Origin of the sequence: Rickettsia endosymbiont of Rhinocyllus conicus, from assembly GCF_964026465.1 — a bacterium.
Lineage (GTDB): Bacteria > Pseudomonadota > Alphaproteobacteria > Rickettsiales > Rickettsiaceae > Rickettsia.
The window spans coordinates 1,633,244-1,650,613 of record NZ_OZ032155.1; the positions used below are offsets into that span (position 1 = coordinate 1,633,244).

Below are 17,370 nucleotides of genomic sequence, written 5' to 3' on the forward strand. Positions count from 1 at the left end.
AATACCATCAATAATTATTAGCAAATTTTATATATATATGAAAAAATTAATTTACTATTTTGGTAGTAACGGTAGCGATGGAAACGCTAGTATGAAAGATATACTTGGTAATAAAGGAGCTGGGCTTGCTGAAATGTCTAACTTAAAATTACCTATACCTGACGGCTTTACTATCACTACTGAACTTTGTAACTATTTTTATACTCATGATAATAGCTTTCCTAAAAATTTTAGAAATGAACTAAGAACAGCTGTAGAAAAACTTGAAGCCACCACCGGCAAAGTTTTTGGAAGCACCAAAAATCCTTTATTATTATCGGTAAGATCAGGCTCTATTGTTTCAATGCCTGGTATGATGGACACCATACTTAACCTTGGAATGAACGATGAAGTTTGTGCAGCTCTTGGAGAAGTATGCAAGGACAAAAGATTTGCCTTTGATAGCTATAAAAGATTTCTAGAAATGTATGGAGCAACTGTTTTATCCATACCAAGTGATTTATTTGAACAAATTTATGAAAGACATAAGATTCAAGCCGATATTTATAGAGATAGCGATGTTACGCCAGAATTATTAGAAAAAATCATTGAAGACTTTAAAAAATTACATGTAAAATATGCAGAAAAGTTAATAATCGATCCTTACGAACAGTTAGAATCGGCAATTAAAGCGGTACTTAATTCTTGGATGAGTAACAGAGCAGTTATATATAGAAAAATCAACAATATTTCCGAAAGCTTTGGCACTGCTATCAATATACAATCTATGGTTTTTGGTAATTTAAGCAAAACTTCAGCAACAGGAGTTATTTTTACTAGATCACCCTCTACAGGTGAAAAAAAGCTTTTTGGTGAATTTTTGATAAATGCTCAAGGGGAAGATATAGTATCAGGCACTAGAACACCTTTGCCTATTATTTCTGATGACTCAAATTCCATGAAAGCAACAATGCCGAAAGTTTTTGATGAATTATCAAAAATTTCTGAAACTTTAGAGAAGCATTATCTAGATATGCAAGATATAGAGTTTACTATAGAAAACAGCAAGCTTTATATATTACAAACTCGTACAGCTAAAAGAACTGCCATTGCTGCTATAAAAATTGCTGTACAAATGGTGGAAGAAAAGCTGATCTCTAAAGAACAAGCTTTAATGCGAATCGATCCTGAGTCGTTAAACCAATTATTGCATACTCGTATAGATTATAGCAAAGGTCTTACATCTATTGCAGATGGATTACCTGCCTCCCCAGGTGCCGCAACTGGTATTATCGTATTTTCACCTTATGATGCTGAAAAACTATCACATCACCATAAAGTGATTTTAGTAAGGCACGATACTAGTCCTGAAGACATTAACGGCATGCATGTTTCCTCAGGTATTTTAACAATACGAGGTGGTATGACTTCACATGCTGCGGTTGTAGCAAGAGGTATGGGCAAGCCATGCGTTTGTGGAACTAATAATTTAGTAATAGATGAGAAAAAACAAACATTAACAGCTGGCGATCTGGTACTTAAACAAGGCGACATTATCACAATTGACGGCGGTACAGGTAAAGTTTTTTTAGGAGCAGTGCCATTAATTCAACCTACTTTTAGTGAAGAATCAAAACTAATTTTAGAATGGGCAGATGAGACAAGTAAACTAAAAATTCGCACCAATGCCGAAACAGTAAGTGATGCTTTAGTATCAGTAAAATTTGGTGCTAAAGGCATTGGTTTATGCCGTAGTGAACATATGTTCTTTGATAAAAACAAAATTCCTCTAGTACGGGAAATGATTATTGCCCCTGATATAGATAGAAGAAAGCTTGCTGTGCAGAAATTACTACCTCTTCAAACACAGGATTTTAAAGCTTTATTTAGAGTGATGGGCGATAAACCGGTAAATATTAGATTACTTGATCCACCATTGCATGAGTTTTTACCTACAACTGAGGAAGATAAGAAAAATCTAGCAAGTAGTTTAAATTTGCCATTATCGATGATTAATCAACGTCTGCACGCTATGCATGAGGTAAACCCTATGCTTGGTCATCGTGGTTGTAGACTTGGTATCTGCTCACCAGAAATTTATCAGATGCAAGTGGAAGCAATCTTTACAGCTATTTTTGAGCTCCATAAAGAAGAAAATATTGAGTGTAAATTAGAATTAATGATTCCTTTAATTAGTAATGTTAATGAAATCAAGAAGCTTAAAGGTGATATTTATGAAATGATTCATGAGCTAGAAGAGCGTTATGAGCATAAATTTTCTTTTAGTTTAGGTACTATGATTGAGTTACCAAGAGCAGCACTTAACAGTAAAAAGATAGCTGAAGAAGTTGATTATTTTAGCTTCGGTACTAATGATTTAACCCAAACTACATATGGAATTTCCAGAGATGATATAGCCTCTTTCTTACCTTATTACTTAGAAGAAAGAATCTTCGAGTCCGATCCATTTACTACGCTAGATGAAGAAGGAGTAGGAGAATTAATTGAGATTGCTATAAAACAAGGAAAAAGCAGCAACCCTAGCTTAAAGCTGGGTGCTTGTGGCGAGCATGCTGGACACCCTGCTTCTATAGAATTTTTTCACAGAATGAATTTAGATTATGTTTCCTGCTCCCCTTATCGTATTCCAATCGCACGAATCGCCGCCGCACAAGCTAAAATTAAACATGGATAGTCTTTTTGTCATTGCGAGGAGATGCGAAGCAGAGGGCGGAGGCAATCTCACCAAATATCCTGAGATTGCACACGTACAAAACTTACAGTTTCTCCTCACAATGACGAAAAACTGGATTACTATATCTAATGTATTTCCATCCAATTATTACCAGCTCTAATTTCGGTAATAATTGGTACATCCATATTGGTAGAATTCTCCATAATTTGTTTGATAATCGGCATTATCGTTTCTACTTCATCTATTGGTGCTTCAAATAATAGCTCATCGTGAATTTGCAACACTAATCTAGTTTTAAGTTTACGCTTCTCTATTTCTCTATCAAGTAGGATCATCGCTATTTTGATTATATCGGCATTAGTCCCTTGAATTGGGGCATTAATAGCGGCACGCTCGGCAAATTGCTTGAGTCTTTTATCATTAATTAGCGGCACAAAACATTTACGTCCGAAGAAATCAGTAACATATCCATTTGCTTGAGCAAAGCTTTTAGTCGCTTCCATATATTCCTGCACGCCTTTATATTCAGCAAAATATTTTTTGATATATTCAGCAGCTTCGCTATTACTAACATTTAGCTGCTTTGCAAGCCCAAACGCACTTATCCCGTAAATAATACCAAAATTTATAGCTTTTGCTTTACGTCTATGTTCGCTAGTTAACTCCTCTTTTTGTAAATTGAAGATCTGACAAGCAGTTTGAGTATGTATATCATCTTTATTAATAAATGCTTGTTTTAAAGCCTTTATATCTGCGATATGGCTTAATATTCTAAGTTCTATTTGCGAGTAATCCGCTGATATTAATTTATAGCCTTGCTCTGCAATAAAAGCTTGCCTGATTTTATTCCCCTCCCCCGACCTAATAGGTACATTTTGCAAATTAGGCTCTTGTGAGCTAAGCCGTCCTGTAGTAGTGGAAGTTTGCAAAAAAGTGGTATGAATCCGGCGGGTTATATTATCTATTTGCTTTGGCAGACTATCAGTATAAGTATTTTTTAGCTTGGTAAGCTGACGCCATCTTAGCAATAAATCAGCGATAGGATAACCTTGCTCGCTAAGCTTTTCGAGTATATCAGCCCCTGTTGAATAGGAATTTGCTTTAGCAGAAGTTTTACCGAATGGTAATTGCATCTTTTCAAATAAAATTTCACCTAATTGTTTTGGTGAACCAATATTAAACTTCGTACCACTTAAAGCAAAAATTTCTTCCTCAAGCTTTAATATTTCTGTTCCAAATTCACTAGATAATTGATTCAAATAATTTGCATCCACCTTTATGCCGGCTTTTTCCATTTTATCTATCACAAAACAAACAGGTAAATCGATTTCTTTATAAATTCTAAAAGCCTTGTTATCTTTTTTAAGCTCTAAAATAGTTTGCTGATAAAGATCGGTAAAATTAGCTACTATTTTTGCTGCCTCTTCTATTTCTAACGCTTCAAATAAATTCTTTTGCGGCAGACCTGCGGATAGTGCATAATTCATTAGCTCTAAATCTTCAATTGCTTTAATTTGCTCTGCCCTACTAGCATAAAATTTCAGCAGAGATTTTAGTGAATAAGTGATTTTCTTTATTGACTGGTCAGTTAGTAAATTAAAAATAATATCTGTAAACCATTCATTATCAGCCTTAGAATTGTAAGAAAAAAGATCATTGGTCCCATTTGAGATTTTAATAATATAAGCTTGATTTTTTAGGGATAAAATAAATGCAATATTAGCTCCTTTATTCTGCAACAAATATATGCCAAATATCCCTGCTTTTTTAGCCTTTTCAGCGAAAGCTTCAAGCTCAGCTTTATTACTGATTTCTTTTATCTCTACGGCTTTTTCTTCTATTACTTCTTTATGTTCACTAATTTTAATGTCAAATAAATTCTCTGCTCTTTTATATAAAGATTTAAAGCCATATTCGTGTAGAAACTCTGTTAATTTATTATGATCAGGTGGCGACCATTCCAAAGCATCTAGCTTGAAATCCATGTCAACATTATAATCCAGCCCAATTAACTGCCATGAAATTAGAGCAGCTTCCTTTGAGTTTTGTAGCGTCTCACGTTGTTTTATGCTTGAAACTTGCTCTAGGGAATTAAAGATATTCTCAACTGTACCAAACTGGGTAATAAGGCTGCTTGCGGTTTTTGGTCCTATTGACGGCACACCAGGGATATTATCAGATTTATCACCGATTAAAGCCATCACCTCACGTAACTTATCAGAAGTAACGCCGAATTTTTCAACAACATTATCTTCTGTAATATATTTGGCTTTTAGCGGATCATATATTTTTACATTGTCATTCATTAACTGCAATAGATCTTTATCGGAAGATATGACCACTACTTCTTCTCCAATAGAAGCGGTTTTAGCTGCAAAAGTTGCTATAATATCATCAGCTTCAAAGCCATTTTTTTCTAAAATTGGGAAGTTTAAATTTCTTGCAACATCACGCACTAATGGCAATTGTGCGATCAAATCCTCAGGCGGTGGTGGACGATTAGCTTTATATTCAGGATAAATTTCATGACGGAAATTTTTACCGCCGCTGTCAAACACTACTGCTGCATGTTTCGGCTTAAAGTCGTTAAGTAGCTTTAGCAGCATTGAGGTGAAGCCATAAAGAGCTCCTACAGGCTCACCTTTTGGGGAAGTTAAAGGCTGTTGTGCATAATATGCTCTGAAAACAAATCCGTATCCGTCTATAAGCAGTAAAGTATTTTTCTTGGTCATTTTGTATGAGAATTAAAGATAAATGATAATATAATAATGAATTAAGCTCCTGATTTCAATTTAAGAATTTTACTCCTCTTTTTTTTAATCTCTGCTATATTCTATAAATGCCTTAGTGTCATCTAGTTGCTTGATTGGGTGGATCAGTCTTCTGTCATTGCGAGGAGAAACACAGTTTCGACGCGGCAATCTCATGAAGCCCTGTGCTATTTTACGAGATTGCCACGCTCCTTACAGTCGCTCGCAATGACGACTTTTGACCCGCACGGCGGGGTGGCAAGGGCGGAGTTAACCCAAATAAATTACTTTTTAGCAGAAATGCATTATGTTTAAATTACTAAACCCTCATTATTTTGATAAATTGTCAAAAATAGTAATTCCTATATTGGCAATATTGACTTTTCTAACATCGGCTATTGGTCTTTACTTAGGGCTAGTAGTTTCCCCGCCTGACTATCAACAAGGCGAATTCGTACGTATTATGTATGTTCATGTGCCTGCCTCTTGGATGGCACTCGCTATTTATGTCTTTATGGCAGCCTGTAGCTTCAGCTATTTAGTATGGAAAACTACTATGTCATATTTGCTTGCGGTAGCTGCTAGCTATATCGGGGCTACTTTCACCTTAATTAGCTTAGTAACAGGCAGCATATGGGGAAAGCCTATATGGGGAGTATGGTGGGTATGGGATGCTCGGCTTACTTCAATGTTAATATTATTCCTACTATATTTAAGTTACATTATAATAGTTAATAGTGCAGAAGATATAAGAAAAGCCCAGAACCCTGCTTCTATTATTGCCCTTATTGGGCTTATTAACATACCAATAATAAAATTTTCGGTAAATCTCTGGTATAGCCTGCACCAGCCAGCTAGTGTTTTAAGATTAGGCTCACCAACTATTCACTCATCAATGCTAAAACCTTTAATGATAATGTTTGTAAGTTTTATATTATATTTTTTGTTAATATTATTTTTAAGAACCTCTATATTAATCAACAAAATTAAAAACCGATAAAAAAATGACCTACGTTGTAACTGATGAATGCGTGAAATGTAAATATACTGATTGTGTTGAAGTATGTCCGGTAGATTGTTTTTATGAGGGTGAATTTATGTTAGTCATCAATCCGGATGAATGTATAGATTGCGGGGTATGCGTGCCTGACTGCCCAATAGATGCAATAAAACCTGAAACACCAGAATTGATTGAATGGGTAGAGCGAGCAAAACACTTTATAGAACATGAGAAATGGCAAGTCATTACTAAGAAAAAGCCCGCACTACCAGATGCTGATAAATTCAAAGATGAAAAAGATAAATTTAATAAATATATTGGTGTATAAAAGGACTAATTATCTATTTGTGTCTATTTTGTCACAAACTTATCTAAAGTTTTTGCTTTAATCTATTAAATTTATATATTAATGTAGCATAGTATGTTATACCAGCCCTAAAGATAGCTTTTTATTAATTAATTCAAATTATTGAGGTACTAAAAATGAAAAAATTACTTTTAATAGCTGCTACAAGTGCAACAGTTTTATCTTCAGCCCTTTCATTCGCTGATTGCGGGAATGATAGCTGGTATTTAAGAGTAGATGCTGGTGCGGCAATGTTCAATAAAGAAAAGGATGGCCAAACTGGTCTTAAATTAAAATCTAATACAGCTTTTACTGGTGATATTGGTGTTGGTAACTATATTGCAGAAAATTTCAGAGCTGACTTAACTTTAGGCACTACATTCAGTGGTAAATTAAAGAAGTCTGGCAATGTCAATGGAACTAATCGTTCATCAAGCCACAAGCCTAATATCACACGTTTACTTATTAATGGTTACGTAGATCTATCTAATTTTGAGATGTTTGATGTTTTTGCTGGTGCTGGTATCGGTGCTACAATGCTGAAAGAAAAAGTTTCATATTCTCAAAATATTAATAATGTTACTGTTTCTAATTCTTATTCAAGCAAAAACACAACTAACCTTGCTTACAAACTAACTTTAGGTGCTTCTTCACAAATTTCTGATGGAGTTAAAGCAGAGTTAGCTTATAGCTGGATAAGTGATGGTAAGGCAAAAGGTGGGACTGTAAAAAATCCAGCAGGACAAAATGTGCAAGTTAAAGGAACATGTTATCAAAGCCATAACCTAACTGCAGGTTTAAGATTTGATATATAATCAAATAATAAGCGATATTTAATAGTTTCAAGTAATTAAAATAACTTTTCTATTACTTGGAACTATTTTTCATTAGATTTAGGTAATAATCTTATCTAAAATTTAATTTTAATAACTAACAAATAATTTAAGGAATATTAATAATATGAAAAAATTACTTTTAATAACAGCTGCAAGTACAGCTATTTTATCTTCAGCTGCAATATTTGCTGCTACTGATCCTTGCGAAGGAGTTGTGATGAATGCCCCTATGACTGATTCAGCTATGAATTCATCAATGCCAGCATCAGCTATGGAAAATCTATGGTATCTAAAAGTAAATGCTGGTGCTGTGATTTTTGATAGCCAAAAAGATAAGCCTACAGGAATAAAAATGAAGTCTAACACTGGCTTTACTGGCGAAATCGGTGCAGGTTACTATATCATGGATAATCTAAGAACTGATTTTACAGTTGGTTTAGTAACAAGTAATCATTTAAAAAAATCAGCAAATGATAAAAAGGGTGATAGAGTTTCAGTAAAACACAGACCTAATATTGTAAGCTTCTTATTAAATGGTTATGTTGATGTAGTTGATTTAAATATGTTTAAAGTTTTTGCTGGTGCTGGTATTGGTGCTGCAATGGTGAAAGAAAAAATTTCATATGCATACGCTGATCCTGCTATCGCTGCTACTAAAAGTGGTAAAGTAAATGTTAAAAATAAAACAAATTTTGCTTATCAACTATCTTTAGGTACTTCATTTGAAGTTGCTCAAGGCGTAAAAGCTGAGCTAGTTTATAGCTGGAGAGATTACGGTAAAACAAAAACTAAAGCTGTTACTAAGAATGGTGAGTCAGCAAGATTTGGTGGAACACGCTATAGAGGTAGTAACTTAATGGCTGGTCTAAGATTTGATATGTAATTTTTTACATCTTTAAATCCCTAAATCCAAGAAAAGAGAGTCTTTAGTTTCCTAAAGGCTCTTTTTTTATACACTCACGTCATTGCGAGGAAAAACTGTAAGTTTTGACGAAGCAATCCAGTAAAATGCATAGCATTTTTATTATCTTTTCTAGATTGCCACGCTCATTCATTCGCTCGCAATGACGACTTAGTATCCAGGCAACAAAGCCTCCCGTGGCTTTTACATTAATTGTCATGCCGTGGCGGCATTGCCAGCGTGGATCGAAAAACGCCCTAAGGTAGTCATCCCGTGGCTTGTCCTATAGTACCGGACAGTTATTAAAAAAGCCCCGTCATTGCGAGGAAAAACTATAAGTTTTGACGAAGCAATCTCATCATTATTTCCTGAGATTGCAACAAAGCTTCGCTCCTCGCAATGACGATTTGGAAGACATTTAATATCCTTATAATAATAAAACTGTCCGGTACTATTGGCTTGACCACGGGATCCAGTTAAAAATACTAATAAAATTAGTATTTTTTATTATTTTCTGGATACCGAGGATATTGATATTTCTAGTTGTTTTTCTGGATCATCCATAAATAAATCATGAGATAACATTAAATATTACTGGATCTAGTTAGCAAGCCACGGGATGACAGGTGGGAGAATGATCCACGCTGGCAATGCCAGAAGTAGTAGAAAATATAAAGAGCTTGAGTATAATGTTTGCAAATATGAAAATATTTAATGTAATAAAAAAGAATTATAATATAGAATTTACAAGAATACTAAGTGATAATGGAGCGGAATTTACGTTCCCTAAGAACCATCCATTTGAGAGGATATTATTAGACGCACAGTTATACAAGATCATATAAACCTTAAACTAATGAAAAAATGGCAAGGTTTTGGCAAACAATAAAGGATGACTTATTTTAGTATTTAATTTATTATAATGAAATACGTAATCATCAATCTTTAGATGGACAAACTCCTTTTGCTTTCTTAAATTCTTGTCAACGATTTACGTAACCTTTACGCAGGATGACATCGAGGATGTTTTTGGGTCTACGCAACAATACTATTTCGCAATAACGGATTGGAAGTTACAAAATTAAATTTATTAACATGTTTAAAATAAAACAAGAAATAATAAACAACACTGTACAAATAGTATTTAGATTGCTGTTTGCGTTATTATGTTTTTTTATAATATTATTTCCTGAATTTGCTTACAAAATTGGTATTAAGAGCAGAATTTTTCCTGCAATAGAAATCATATTTATTTATTATTTTATGACTTTATATTCCTTAAATATGCTCGGAATATTTTTGATAGGATTACTGCTTGATCAAATAAATTCTATGCCTATTGGGACAAATTCCTTAGTTTTTTTATCAGCCTATATAATTTTGAAATTATCTTCAAAATTTTTTGCGGTAAAAAATTATTTAGTAAATTTCATCGTATTTTGTGTTTACTGTTTATTTATCTTGAACTTTAAATATTTACTTGTAACAATGAAAAAGTTAGAAATAGATGGATATTTAACAATTTTATTTCAATATTTAACAACTATATTTTCTTATAATTTAATTCGTCTTATATTTGACTCTCCTCTAAGTTATTTTAAAAAGCATGCTAAACAAAAAAATATTACATAATGAGCTAATCTCACGTCGTGCTTTTATAATTGGAGCAAGTAAACTTGGGCTTTTATCTTTACTTGGAATGCGGATGTTTTATCTGCAACTTATCAAAAGCGAGGAATATAAGACGTTATCAGATAAAAACCGTATTAATTTTGTTGTGCTACCGCCCAGCAGAGGTAGAATTTACGATTTGGAAAATAATATTCTAGCCACTAATAAGCCATGCTATCAGCTATTAATAGATCGAAGCGTTAATAATAATTATAAAGATGAGCTAGAAATAGTTAGTAAAGTTTTAAACTTATCCGAAGAAAAATATAATTATATCCAGCAAAAAATTAAGAAATCTAGCCGTCACGTGCCTTTGATGATACTCGATCAACTTGATTGGCAACAAGTATCTTTAATTGAAGAGCAGAAACATAAATTAACTAATATATTTATCGATATAGGATATTTAAGATCCTATCCTTTTTCAAATGTGACTTCTCACCTAATCGGTTATCTTGGGCAGATAAATGAACAAGAAAAACAAGGATTGAACGTATATAATTTAAGTGATTTTAATATAGGTAAATCTGGGATCGAAAAATATTATGATGATAAATTGCGAGGGGAGTTCGGTTATAAAAAAGTTGAAGTTAATGCTTATGGTAAACAAATAAGAGAGATTTCTGGCGTTTCTAGTAAATCAGGCAATGATATTCATTTAAATATCGATGTAAATCTTCAACAAAAAATACAAGAATACCTAAATCCACAAGGCTCTTCTGCAATAGTTATGGATACTGAAAACGGCAATGTATTAATTTGTACTTCCTCACCTGCGTTTGAATCAAATAATTTTAGCAAATTATCCGAGAGTTATTGGCAAAGTCTAACTAACGATCCTTATAAGCCTCTAATCAATAAAGTAGTGCAGAATTCTTATCCGCCTGGTTCTGTTTTTAAAATAATTACCATACTTGCAGCATTAGAAGCGGGCATTAAGCCAAACAAGACTTTTTTTTGCAGCGGTACTTCTGTACTTGGTACTAATAGCTTTAGATGCTGGAAACATACTGGTCACGGCACTCTTGATATGTCATCTGCCCTTAAGCATTCCTGTAATACTTACATGTATGAGATCTCTAGGATAGTAGGACCTGACAAAATTCTTGAGGTTGCTAGAAAATTTGGACTAGGCTCAAAAACCGGTATTGATTTAGCCCCTGAAAGTTCAGGCTTCGTACCATCAAAGGAATGGAAAAAGAAAAAACTAAAGCTTCCTTGGTCAATAGGTGATACTTTTAATTTAGCAATCGGACAAGGTTATTTAGGTGTTACCCCCATCCAGCTTGCAAGGTTTATTACAGCTATTGCAAGTACGGGTAAATTATATACACCAAGAATAGCGAAAAATGATCTAGAATATCATAATATTGATATTAACCCTGAAAATATTAAAATAGTGCAGGAAAGCTTGTATAATGCAGTGAATGTTGCGGGTGGTACTGCTTATTATAATAGGATACTCGGGGAAGATAGACAACTTGCCGGTAAAACAGGCACTTCTCAAGTGCAAGGAAAAGCAAATGCTAACGATGATCTTAGCCGTGATTCGATTGCTTGGGAGCGACGTAATCATGCTTTATTTATAGGCTTTGCTCCTTATCATAACCCTCGCTACTCCATTACTGTTTTTGTCGATCATGGAGGTGGCGGAAGTAAAGCTGCTGCTCCCATCGCCCGCAAAATCATGTCTGACGTGCTGGATAAGTATACTTGCTGAATTTGAAAAATTGGCGTCGTTGTCTTTTGCTGATAATCCTCACGTATGTTAAATACGCTGCGGTTATCAGCTTCAAGACGCCTTGCTCTTTTCCAAATTGAGCTTCGTCTACCTAATATATTATGACTAAATATGCTTTAGAAATATTTTTAACAAACGAAAAATTTACTTTTAACGAGCTTATGTCATTGCTAAAGTAAAGGGGACCACTAAATTGCACGAAAAAGGGACCAGAGAATTTGGTGTAACCTAATAAGGTTATAATGTGCAATATTCACTAGATAATTAATTAAAATAAATATCTAGTGATACAATGATAAGAATAAATATGTACACAACAATTATCACCCTTTATAAGCAAGGCAACAGTCAAAGAAATATTGCCAAACTAACAAGGATAGACCGTAAAACAGTAAGAAAAATAATAAATCGTTACGTAGAGTCTGGTACAGAATATCCTGCACCCTATGAACGATCTTCAGCACTGGATTCTTGGCACGAACAAATAATTGAGTTATTAGAAAAGAATCTAAGTTACATAAGAATTTTTGAAGAGTTAAAAATTCAAGGTTATACAAAAAGTTATGGTTCGCTAACCCGTTATATCAAAAAATATAAGATTCAGAATAACAGTTGCATTCGTTTTCATACTTTAGCAGGAGAGGAAGCACAAGTAGATTTTGGTGACATAGGCTTACAGTATAATGCCCAAGGGCGTAGAGTTAAAGCATATGTGTTTAATATGCGTTTAAGCTATAGTCGCCTTGATTATTATGAAGTAGTGTTTGATCAAAGTTGTAAAACATGGATACAATGTCATATCAATGCATTTAATTATTTTGCTGGTAGTCCAAAAGTAATAAAACTTGATAATCTTAAAGCTGGGGTGGTAGATAGCAATTTCTATGAGCCTGTATATCAGAAGGAATACAAACGTTTAGCTGATCATTATGGGATTTTACTTTCTCCTTGTCGTATATATCAACCTCAAGAAAAAGGCAAAGTAGAATCAGGCATAAAGTATGTCAAAAATAATTTTTTTGCTGGACGTAAATTTCATAGATATGAAGAATTAATACACGATCTTGCAAACTGGTTAAATAAAGCAAATAACCGAATACATGGTACTACTAAAAAAATTCCTCAGGAACTATTTGAGCAAGAAGAAAGTAATAATTTAATGCCCTTACCATTAGAAACGTTTGATTTATCATCGTGGCATAATCGAAAAGTAGCAAAAGATTGTCATATCACCATAGATAATAATTATTATTCCGTACCAGCAAAATATATATACAGTGAAGTATTGGTACAATTATCACCAAACCTTGTTCAAATATTTTCTATACAAAATGATTTAATAGCAAGGCACGTTAGAGTAGATGGCAAAGGAATATTTACCACTAATCCGTCTCATTATGCCAAATATAAACGTCTATGCCCAGGTTTTATAGAATATAGCGAACATTATCAACAACAAATGCAGCAGATAGGCAATAATTGCAGTTTATTATTAGAGTTATTACAACAAACACGAGTAAATGATTGGCAACGTTGTGCCAGAGGTATTATTTCTTTACGTAAGGTTTACAATGATGAGTTAATAGATAAAGCCTGTCATAGAGCATTACATTACGGTATAAGTTCTTACTCTAAAATTAAGAATATCTTAAATAGTAATGCAGTAAACTTACCATTGCCAGAGTTTGGAGGTCAGAATGCAGAACTTGCTTAATGACCTACGTAGTTTTAGATTATCAGGTATAGTCAATAGCTTAAATGAAAGGATTATTTATGCTCAAAATAATAAACTAGGATTTAAAGAATTTCTCTCACTATTATGTGAAGATGAAAAATCTCACCGTAAGGATAATAATTACCGTCGTCGTAAAAATGCTGCTAAATTACCGGTAACTAAAAATTTAGAAGACTTTGATTTTCAGTTCCAACCAAGTATTGATACCAAAGTAATAAGTGATTTATCTACTTGTGATTATATTAATACTAAGGGCAATGTCATATTCATAGGTAATTCTGGAACTGGCAAAACTCATCTTGCTATTGGATTAGCATTAAAAGCTTTAACACGAGAATACTCTGTATATTTTACTACGGTATCGGATATGCTTTATAATTTACATATTGCAAGAGCAGATAATAGCTATCACAAAAAAGTTAAATTACTCTTATCATTTGACTTATTAATTCTTGATGAGTTAGGTTTTAAGCAATTACCAAAACATTCAGTAGATGATTTTTTTAATATTATTGCTAAACGATATGAAAATAAATCTACCATTATCACCACAAACAAGGATTTTGAAAGATGGAATGAAATATTTGCTGATGAGTTATTAACTCATGCAATTATTGATCGAGTAGTACATCATGCACATATACTAAACATCACAGGTAAAAGTTATCGTATTAATAACTATAAATCTGGAGGTAATATGACATAAAAAATTTTAAATAAAGTGGTCCCTTTTTCACGTAATTTAGTGGTCCCTTTTTATTTGACAATGACATTTAAATCCTCGAGCATAAGGTGGCATATATTCATTTATTATGCTCAACATAGTATAATGGTACCCAAAAACTGGACTACTAAAATGCTAGAATGAGATATAATTTTCAGATACAAAAGAGAAATTATATGTCCAAAAAAGCAAAACAATATAGTGCAGCAGAAAAAACAAAGATAGTTTTAGAAACAATAAAAGCTGAAATGACAATAGCTCAAATTAGTAGCAAATATGGAGTTCATCCGACACAAATACAAGCATGGAAGAAAAGAGGTATAGAAAATTTAATTAGTGGTTTTCAAATTAAGCCACAATCTAAGGATCCAGATCATCAGGATTTAATAAAACAATTGTATGAACAAATAGGCCAGTTAACTGTTGAACGTGACTGGTTGAAAAAAAAATCTACATTGTTTGGACTTGGCAATTAGAAAAAATATGGTAGATAAAGAGTGTAGTAATCTAAGTATCGCTAGGCAATGTACTCTACTGTTTATTAACAAATCTAGCTATTATTACAAGCCACAAGGCTTAACCCAAAAAGACTTAAAAATAATGCAAGTGATTGATGAAATATACACACAGCATCCTTACTTTGGAGCAAGAAGAATGTCTGAGCACCTTGTACCATTGGGCATCACAATTGGTCGCAAGGCAGTAAGTCGTTATTATAGAATAATGGCTATTGAAGCTATCTATCCTAAAATGAACTTAAGTAAGCGCAATCAAGCTCATAAAATATATCCATATCTTTTAAAAGGAGTTGAAATTATTAAAGTAAATCAGGTATGGAGTACAGATATCACTTATATTAGAATGGCACAAGGATTTGTATATTTGGTAGCAATTATTGATTGGTTTAGTCGTTATATTGTGAGCTGGAAGGTGTCTATTAGTTTAGAAAGTGACTTTTGTATTGATGCACTTGAAGAAGCAATAATAAAATATGGTCAGCCTGAAATCTTTAATACAGATCAAGGTTCTCAATTTACATCAAAAGATTTTACAGATAAACTAATTAAACGTGAAATCAAAATCAGTATGGATGGTAAAGGCAGAGCCCTAGATAATGTATTTATAGAAAGATTTTGGCGTTCATTAAAACAAGAAAAAATATATTTGATGGTTTTAAATACTGTCAAGGAGGCAAAAAATGCTATAACTGATTACATAAATTTTTATAATAGAAAAAGAATGCACCAGTCATTAGAATATCTCACTCCAGAACAGGTGTATTCTACAAAAATTATTGAGTAAAATTATAATACAATTTATATCTCATAAATCTTAATTTTTAGTCTAGACAAATTGGGCCACCTCATAGTGCTACTACTTCACTATCATATGTATTTTCTAAACTTACTGATTCTTCCTTAATAATATTTGCTTCTTTTTCCTCTCTTAAATATTCTGCTCTTCTTTTTGCTTCTTGTGCTTCCATGATATTTTTTAATCTATCAACTTCTTCGTTAGTTAATTTCTTTTTCATAATTTTATCTAATTTTAATATATTGTGAGTGATAAAAATCTATTACTAACTATCGCAAGAAAAAGCAAGAAGTTTTTCTAATAATTCATCACTTCCCTATACAGAAATTCTTAAATATCTCGCCGAGGATTTCTTCAACATCAATAATGCCTGTAATAGCACCTATTCTACGCATAGTCATTCTGATATCTTCAGTTGCTAGAACTAAATCATTATCAAGGTTAAAATCTTTTAGATAGGCAAGAGCTTGCTTAAGGTGATGGCGATGGCGTTCATTTGTTATATAAGGCGTTTCAGTAAAACCTGCCATATTTTCAGCAATTTCTTCAATGTTTTTTAATATACTTGGTAAAGCTATATTGTTTTTAATTGAAACCTTTAAGCATCTATATTTATTTTCTATATTAAATATTCTATTTTCGGGAATAAGGTCAATTTTGTTTATTATTACAATAGTATTTTCATCAATCAAACCTGTTATATCTTCATTGACTGTAGAGTCTAAAGTCTCAGCATCGAACATCACAATTTTAATATCGGCTTTTTTTGCTGAATCTATTGCCCTCTTTATCCCCTCTTGTTCTATAACATCATTGCTTTCGCCTCTTATACCTGCTGTATCTTGCAAAATAATAGGGTATCCGCCTATATCCAAATGCCCCTCAATTATATCTCTAGTAGTACCTGCTATATTTGAGACAATTGCAATATCTCTTCGCATCAGGAAATTAAGTAGGCTAGACTTGCCAGCATTTGGTGGTCCTATAATTGCAAGCTTTAATCCACTTCGGAGCAACTCCCCTTTTCTGTTATCATTAAGATATTCGGATATTGTGTTTATAAGTGTTTTATGAGTATTTGTAACATCTTTTAATACACTTTCCGGTATATCTTCATCAGGAAAATCTATATATGCCTCAAGTAAAGATATAATCCGCAGCAATTGACTTCGCCAGCTATTATATAGCTCTTCAAGTGCTCCTCCTGCTTGCCTAATTGCCTGTTTATGTTGCATAATTGTTTCAGCATTAATTAAATCGGCAATGCCCTCTGCTGCAGTTAAATCGAATTTATTATTTAGAAAAGCTCTTTTAGTGAATTCCCCTGCTTCTGCCAAACGAACACTAGGTATATTCAGTAAAGCATTCGTAAGCATTATAGAGATGGCTTTACTACCGTGCGTATGAATTTCTACCACATCTTCGCCGGTAAAGCTATTAGGTGCTTTGAAATAAACAACCATAGCATTATCGATTAAGTCATTGCTTTCTGGGGAAGTAAGTTTTTGGTAATACATAAAGCGTGGTTTAAAATTAGATTTACCAGTTAGTAACTTTAAAACTTCTAAACTTTTAGCTCCAGAAACTCTAAAAACTGCTACCCCTGCTTTACCAAAGCTAGAGCTTTGTGCAAATATCGTTTCCATTTTTTTAATACTCCTAATATAAAACGATGTCA

At 33.1% G+C, this 17,370-nt stretch carries 14 protein-coding genes; 11 read left to right on the forward strand and 3 right to left on the reverse strand.

The window, feature by feature from the left end; genetic code table 11:
* Positions 1–37: 37 nt before the first annotated feature.
* Positions 38–2,674 carry a pyruvate, phosphate dikinase gene (ppdK, locus tag AAGD54_RS08830; protein WP_341794629.1) on the forward strand — a complete coding sequence of 879 codons (2,637 nt, stop codon included), beginning with the start codon at positions 38–40 and terminating at the stop codon, positions 2,672–2,674.
* Between the two features lie 125 nt (positions 2,675–2,799).
* On the opposite strand, the gene polA is transcribed toward ppdK, so the two are convergent.
* Positions 2,800–5,406, reverse strand: a complete 2,607-nt coding sequence (gene polA, locus AAGD54_RS08835) for a DNA polymerase I (RefSeq protein ID WP_341794630.1) — start codon at positions 5,404–5,406, stop codon at positions 2,800–2,802.
* A 325-nt stretch (positions 5,407–5,731) separates the two neighbouring features.
* On the opposite strand from polA, the gene AAGD54_RS08840 reads away from it, so the two are divergent.
* From AAGD54_RS08840 to AAGD54_RS08885, 10 genes are all read left to right on the forward strand, one after another.
* Positions 5,732–6,424 carry a heme ABC transporter permease gene (locus AAGD54_RS08840; protein ID WP_341788426.1) on the forward strand — a complete coding sequence of 231 codons (693 nt, stop codon included), beginning with the start codon at positions 5,732–5,734 and terminating at the stop codon, positions 6,422–6,424.
* A 4-nt stretch (positions 6,425–6,428) separates the two neighbouring features.
* A complete protein-coding gene (gene fdxA, locus AAGD54_RS08845; RefSeq protein ID WP_011477924.1) occupies positions 6,429–6,752 on the forward strand; it encodes a ferredoxin FdxA in 324 nt (107 codons plus the stop codon).
* Between the two features lie 155 nt (positions 6,753–6,907).
* Positions 6,908–7,585: an outer membrane protein gene (locus AAGD54_RS08850; RefSeq protein WP_341794631.1), complete on the forward strand. Its 678-nt coding sequence runs from the start codon at positions 6,908–6,910 to the stop codon at positions 7,583–7,585.
* Positions 7,586–7,730: 145 nt separating this feature from the next.
* Positions 7,731–8,489, forward strand: coding sequence for an outer membrane protein (locus AAGD54_RS08855; protein WP_341788428.1), 759 nt, complete (start codon positions 7,731–7,733; stop codon positions 8,487–8,489).
* Between the two features lie 1,113 nt (positions 8,490–9,602).
* A complete protein-coding gene (locus tag AAGD54_RS08860) occupies positions 9,603–10,139 on the forward strand; it encodes a hypothetical protein (protein WP_341794632.1) in 537 nt (178 codons plus the stop codon).
* The gene (gene mrdA, locus AAGD54_RS08865; protein ID WP_341794633.1) at positions 10,114–11,898 is read left to right on the forward strand and encodes a penicillin-binding protein 2; all 1,785 of its coding nucleotides are present in this window, start codon (positions 10,114–10,116) and stop codon (positions 11,896–11,898) included. Before AAGD54_RS08860 ends, mrdA begins: the two co-directional genes overlap by 26 nt.
* Before the next feature lie 328 nt (positions 11,899–12,226).
* Positions 12,227–13,633 (forward strand): IS21 family transposase, encoded by a 1,407-nt coding sequence (istA, locus tag AAGD54_RS08870; RefSeq protein ID WP_341794291.1) that lies wholly within the window; start codon positions 12,227–12,229, stop codon positions 13,631–13,633.
* On the forward strand, positions 13,617–14,360 hold the full coding sequence (gene istB / locus AAGD54_RS08875) for an IS21-like element helper ATPase IstB (protein ID WP_341794290.1): 744 nt from the start codon (positions 13,617–13,619) through the stop codon (positions 14,358–14,360). The genes istA and istB overlap by 17 nt, the downstream gene beginning before the upstream one ends.
* Before the next feature lie 194 nt (positions 14,361–14,554).
* Complete coding sequence (locus AAGD54_RS08880) at positions 14,555–14,854, forward strand: transposase (RefSeq protein ID WP_341794311.1); 300 nt, start codon at positions 14,555–14,557, stop codon at positions 14,852–14,854.
* A gap of 7 nt (positions 14,855–14,861) precedes the next feature.
* A complete protein-coding gene (locus tag AAGD54_RS08885) occupies positions 14,862–15,680 on the forward strand; it encodes an IS3 family transposase (protein ID WP_341794310.1) in 819 nt (272 codons plus the stop codon).
* Positions 15,681–15,741: 61 nt separating this feature from the next.
* On the opposite strand, the gene AAGD54_RS08890 is transcribed toward AAGD54_RS08885, so the two are convergent.
* The gene (locus tag AAGD54_RS08890; protein ID WP_341794634.1) at positions 15,742–15,912 is read right to left on the reverse strand and encodes a hypothetical protein; all 171 of its coding nucleotides are present in this window, start codon (positions 15,910–15,912) and stop codon (positions 15,742–15,744) included.
* Positions 15,913–16,000: 88 nt separating this feature from the next.
* Entirely contained in the window at positions 16,001–17,338 is a 1,338-nt protein-coding gene (gene mnmE, locus AAGD54_RS08895) for a tRNA uridine-5-carboxymethylaminomethyl(34) synthesis GTPase MnmE (protein ID WP_341788569.1), read from the reverse strand.
* Positions 17,339–17,370: the final 32 nt, after the last annotated feature.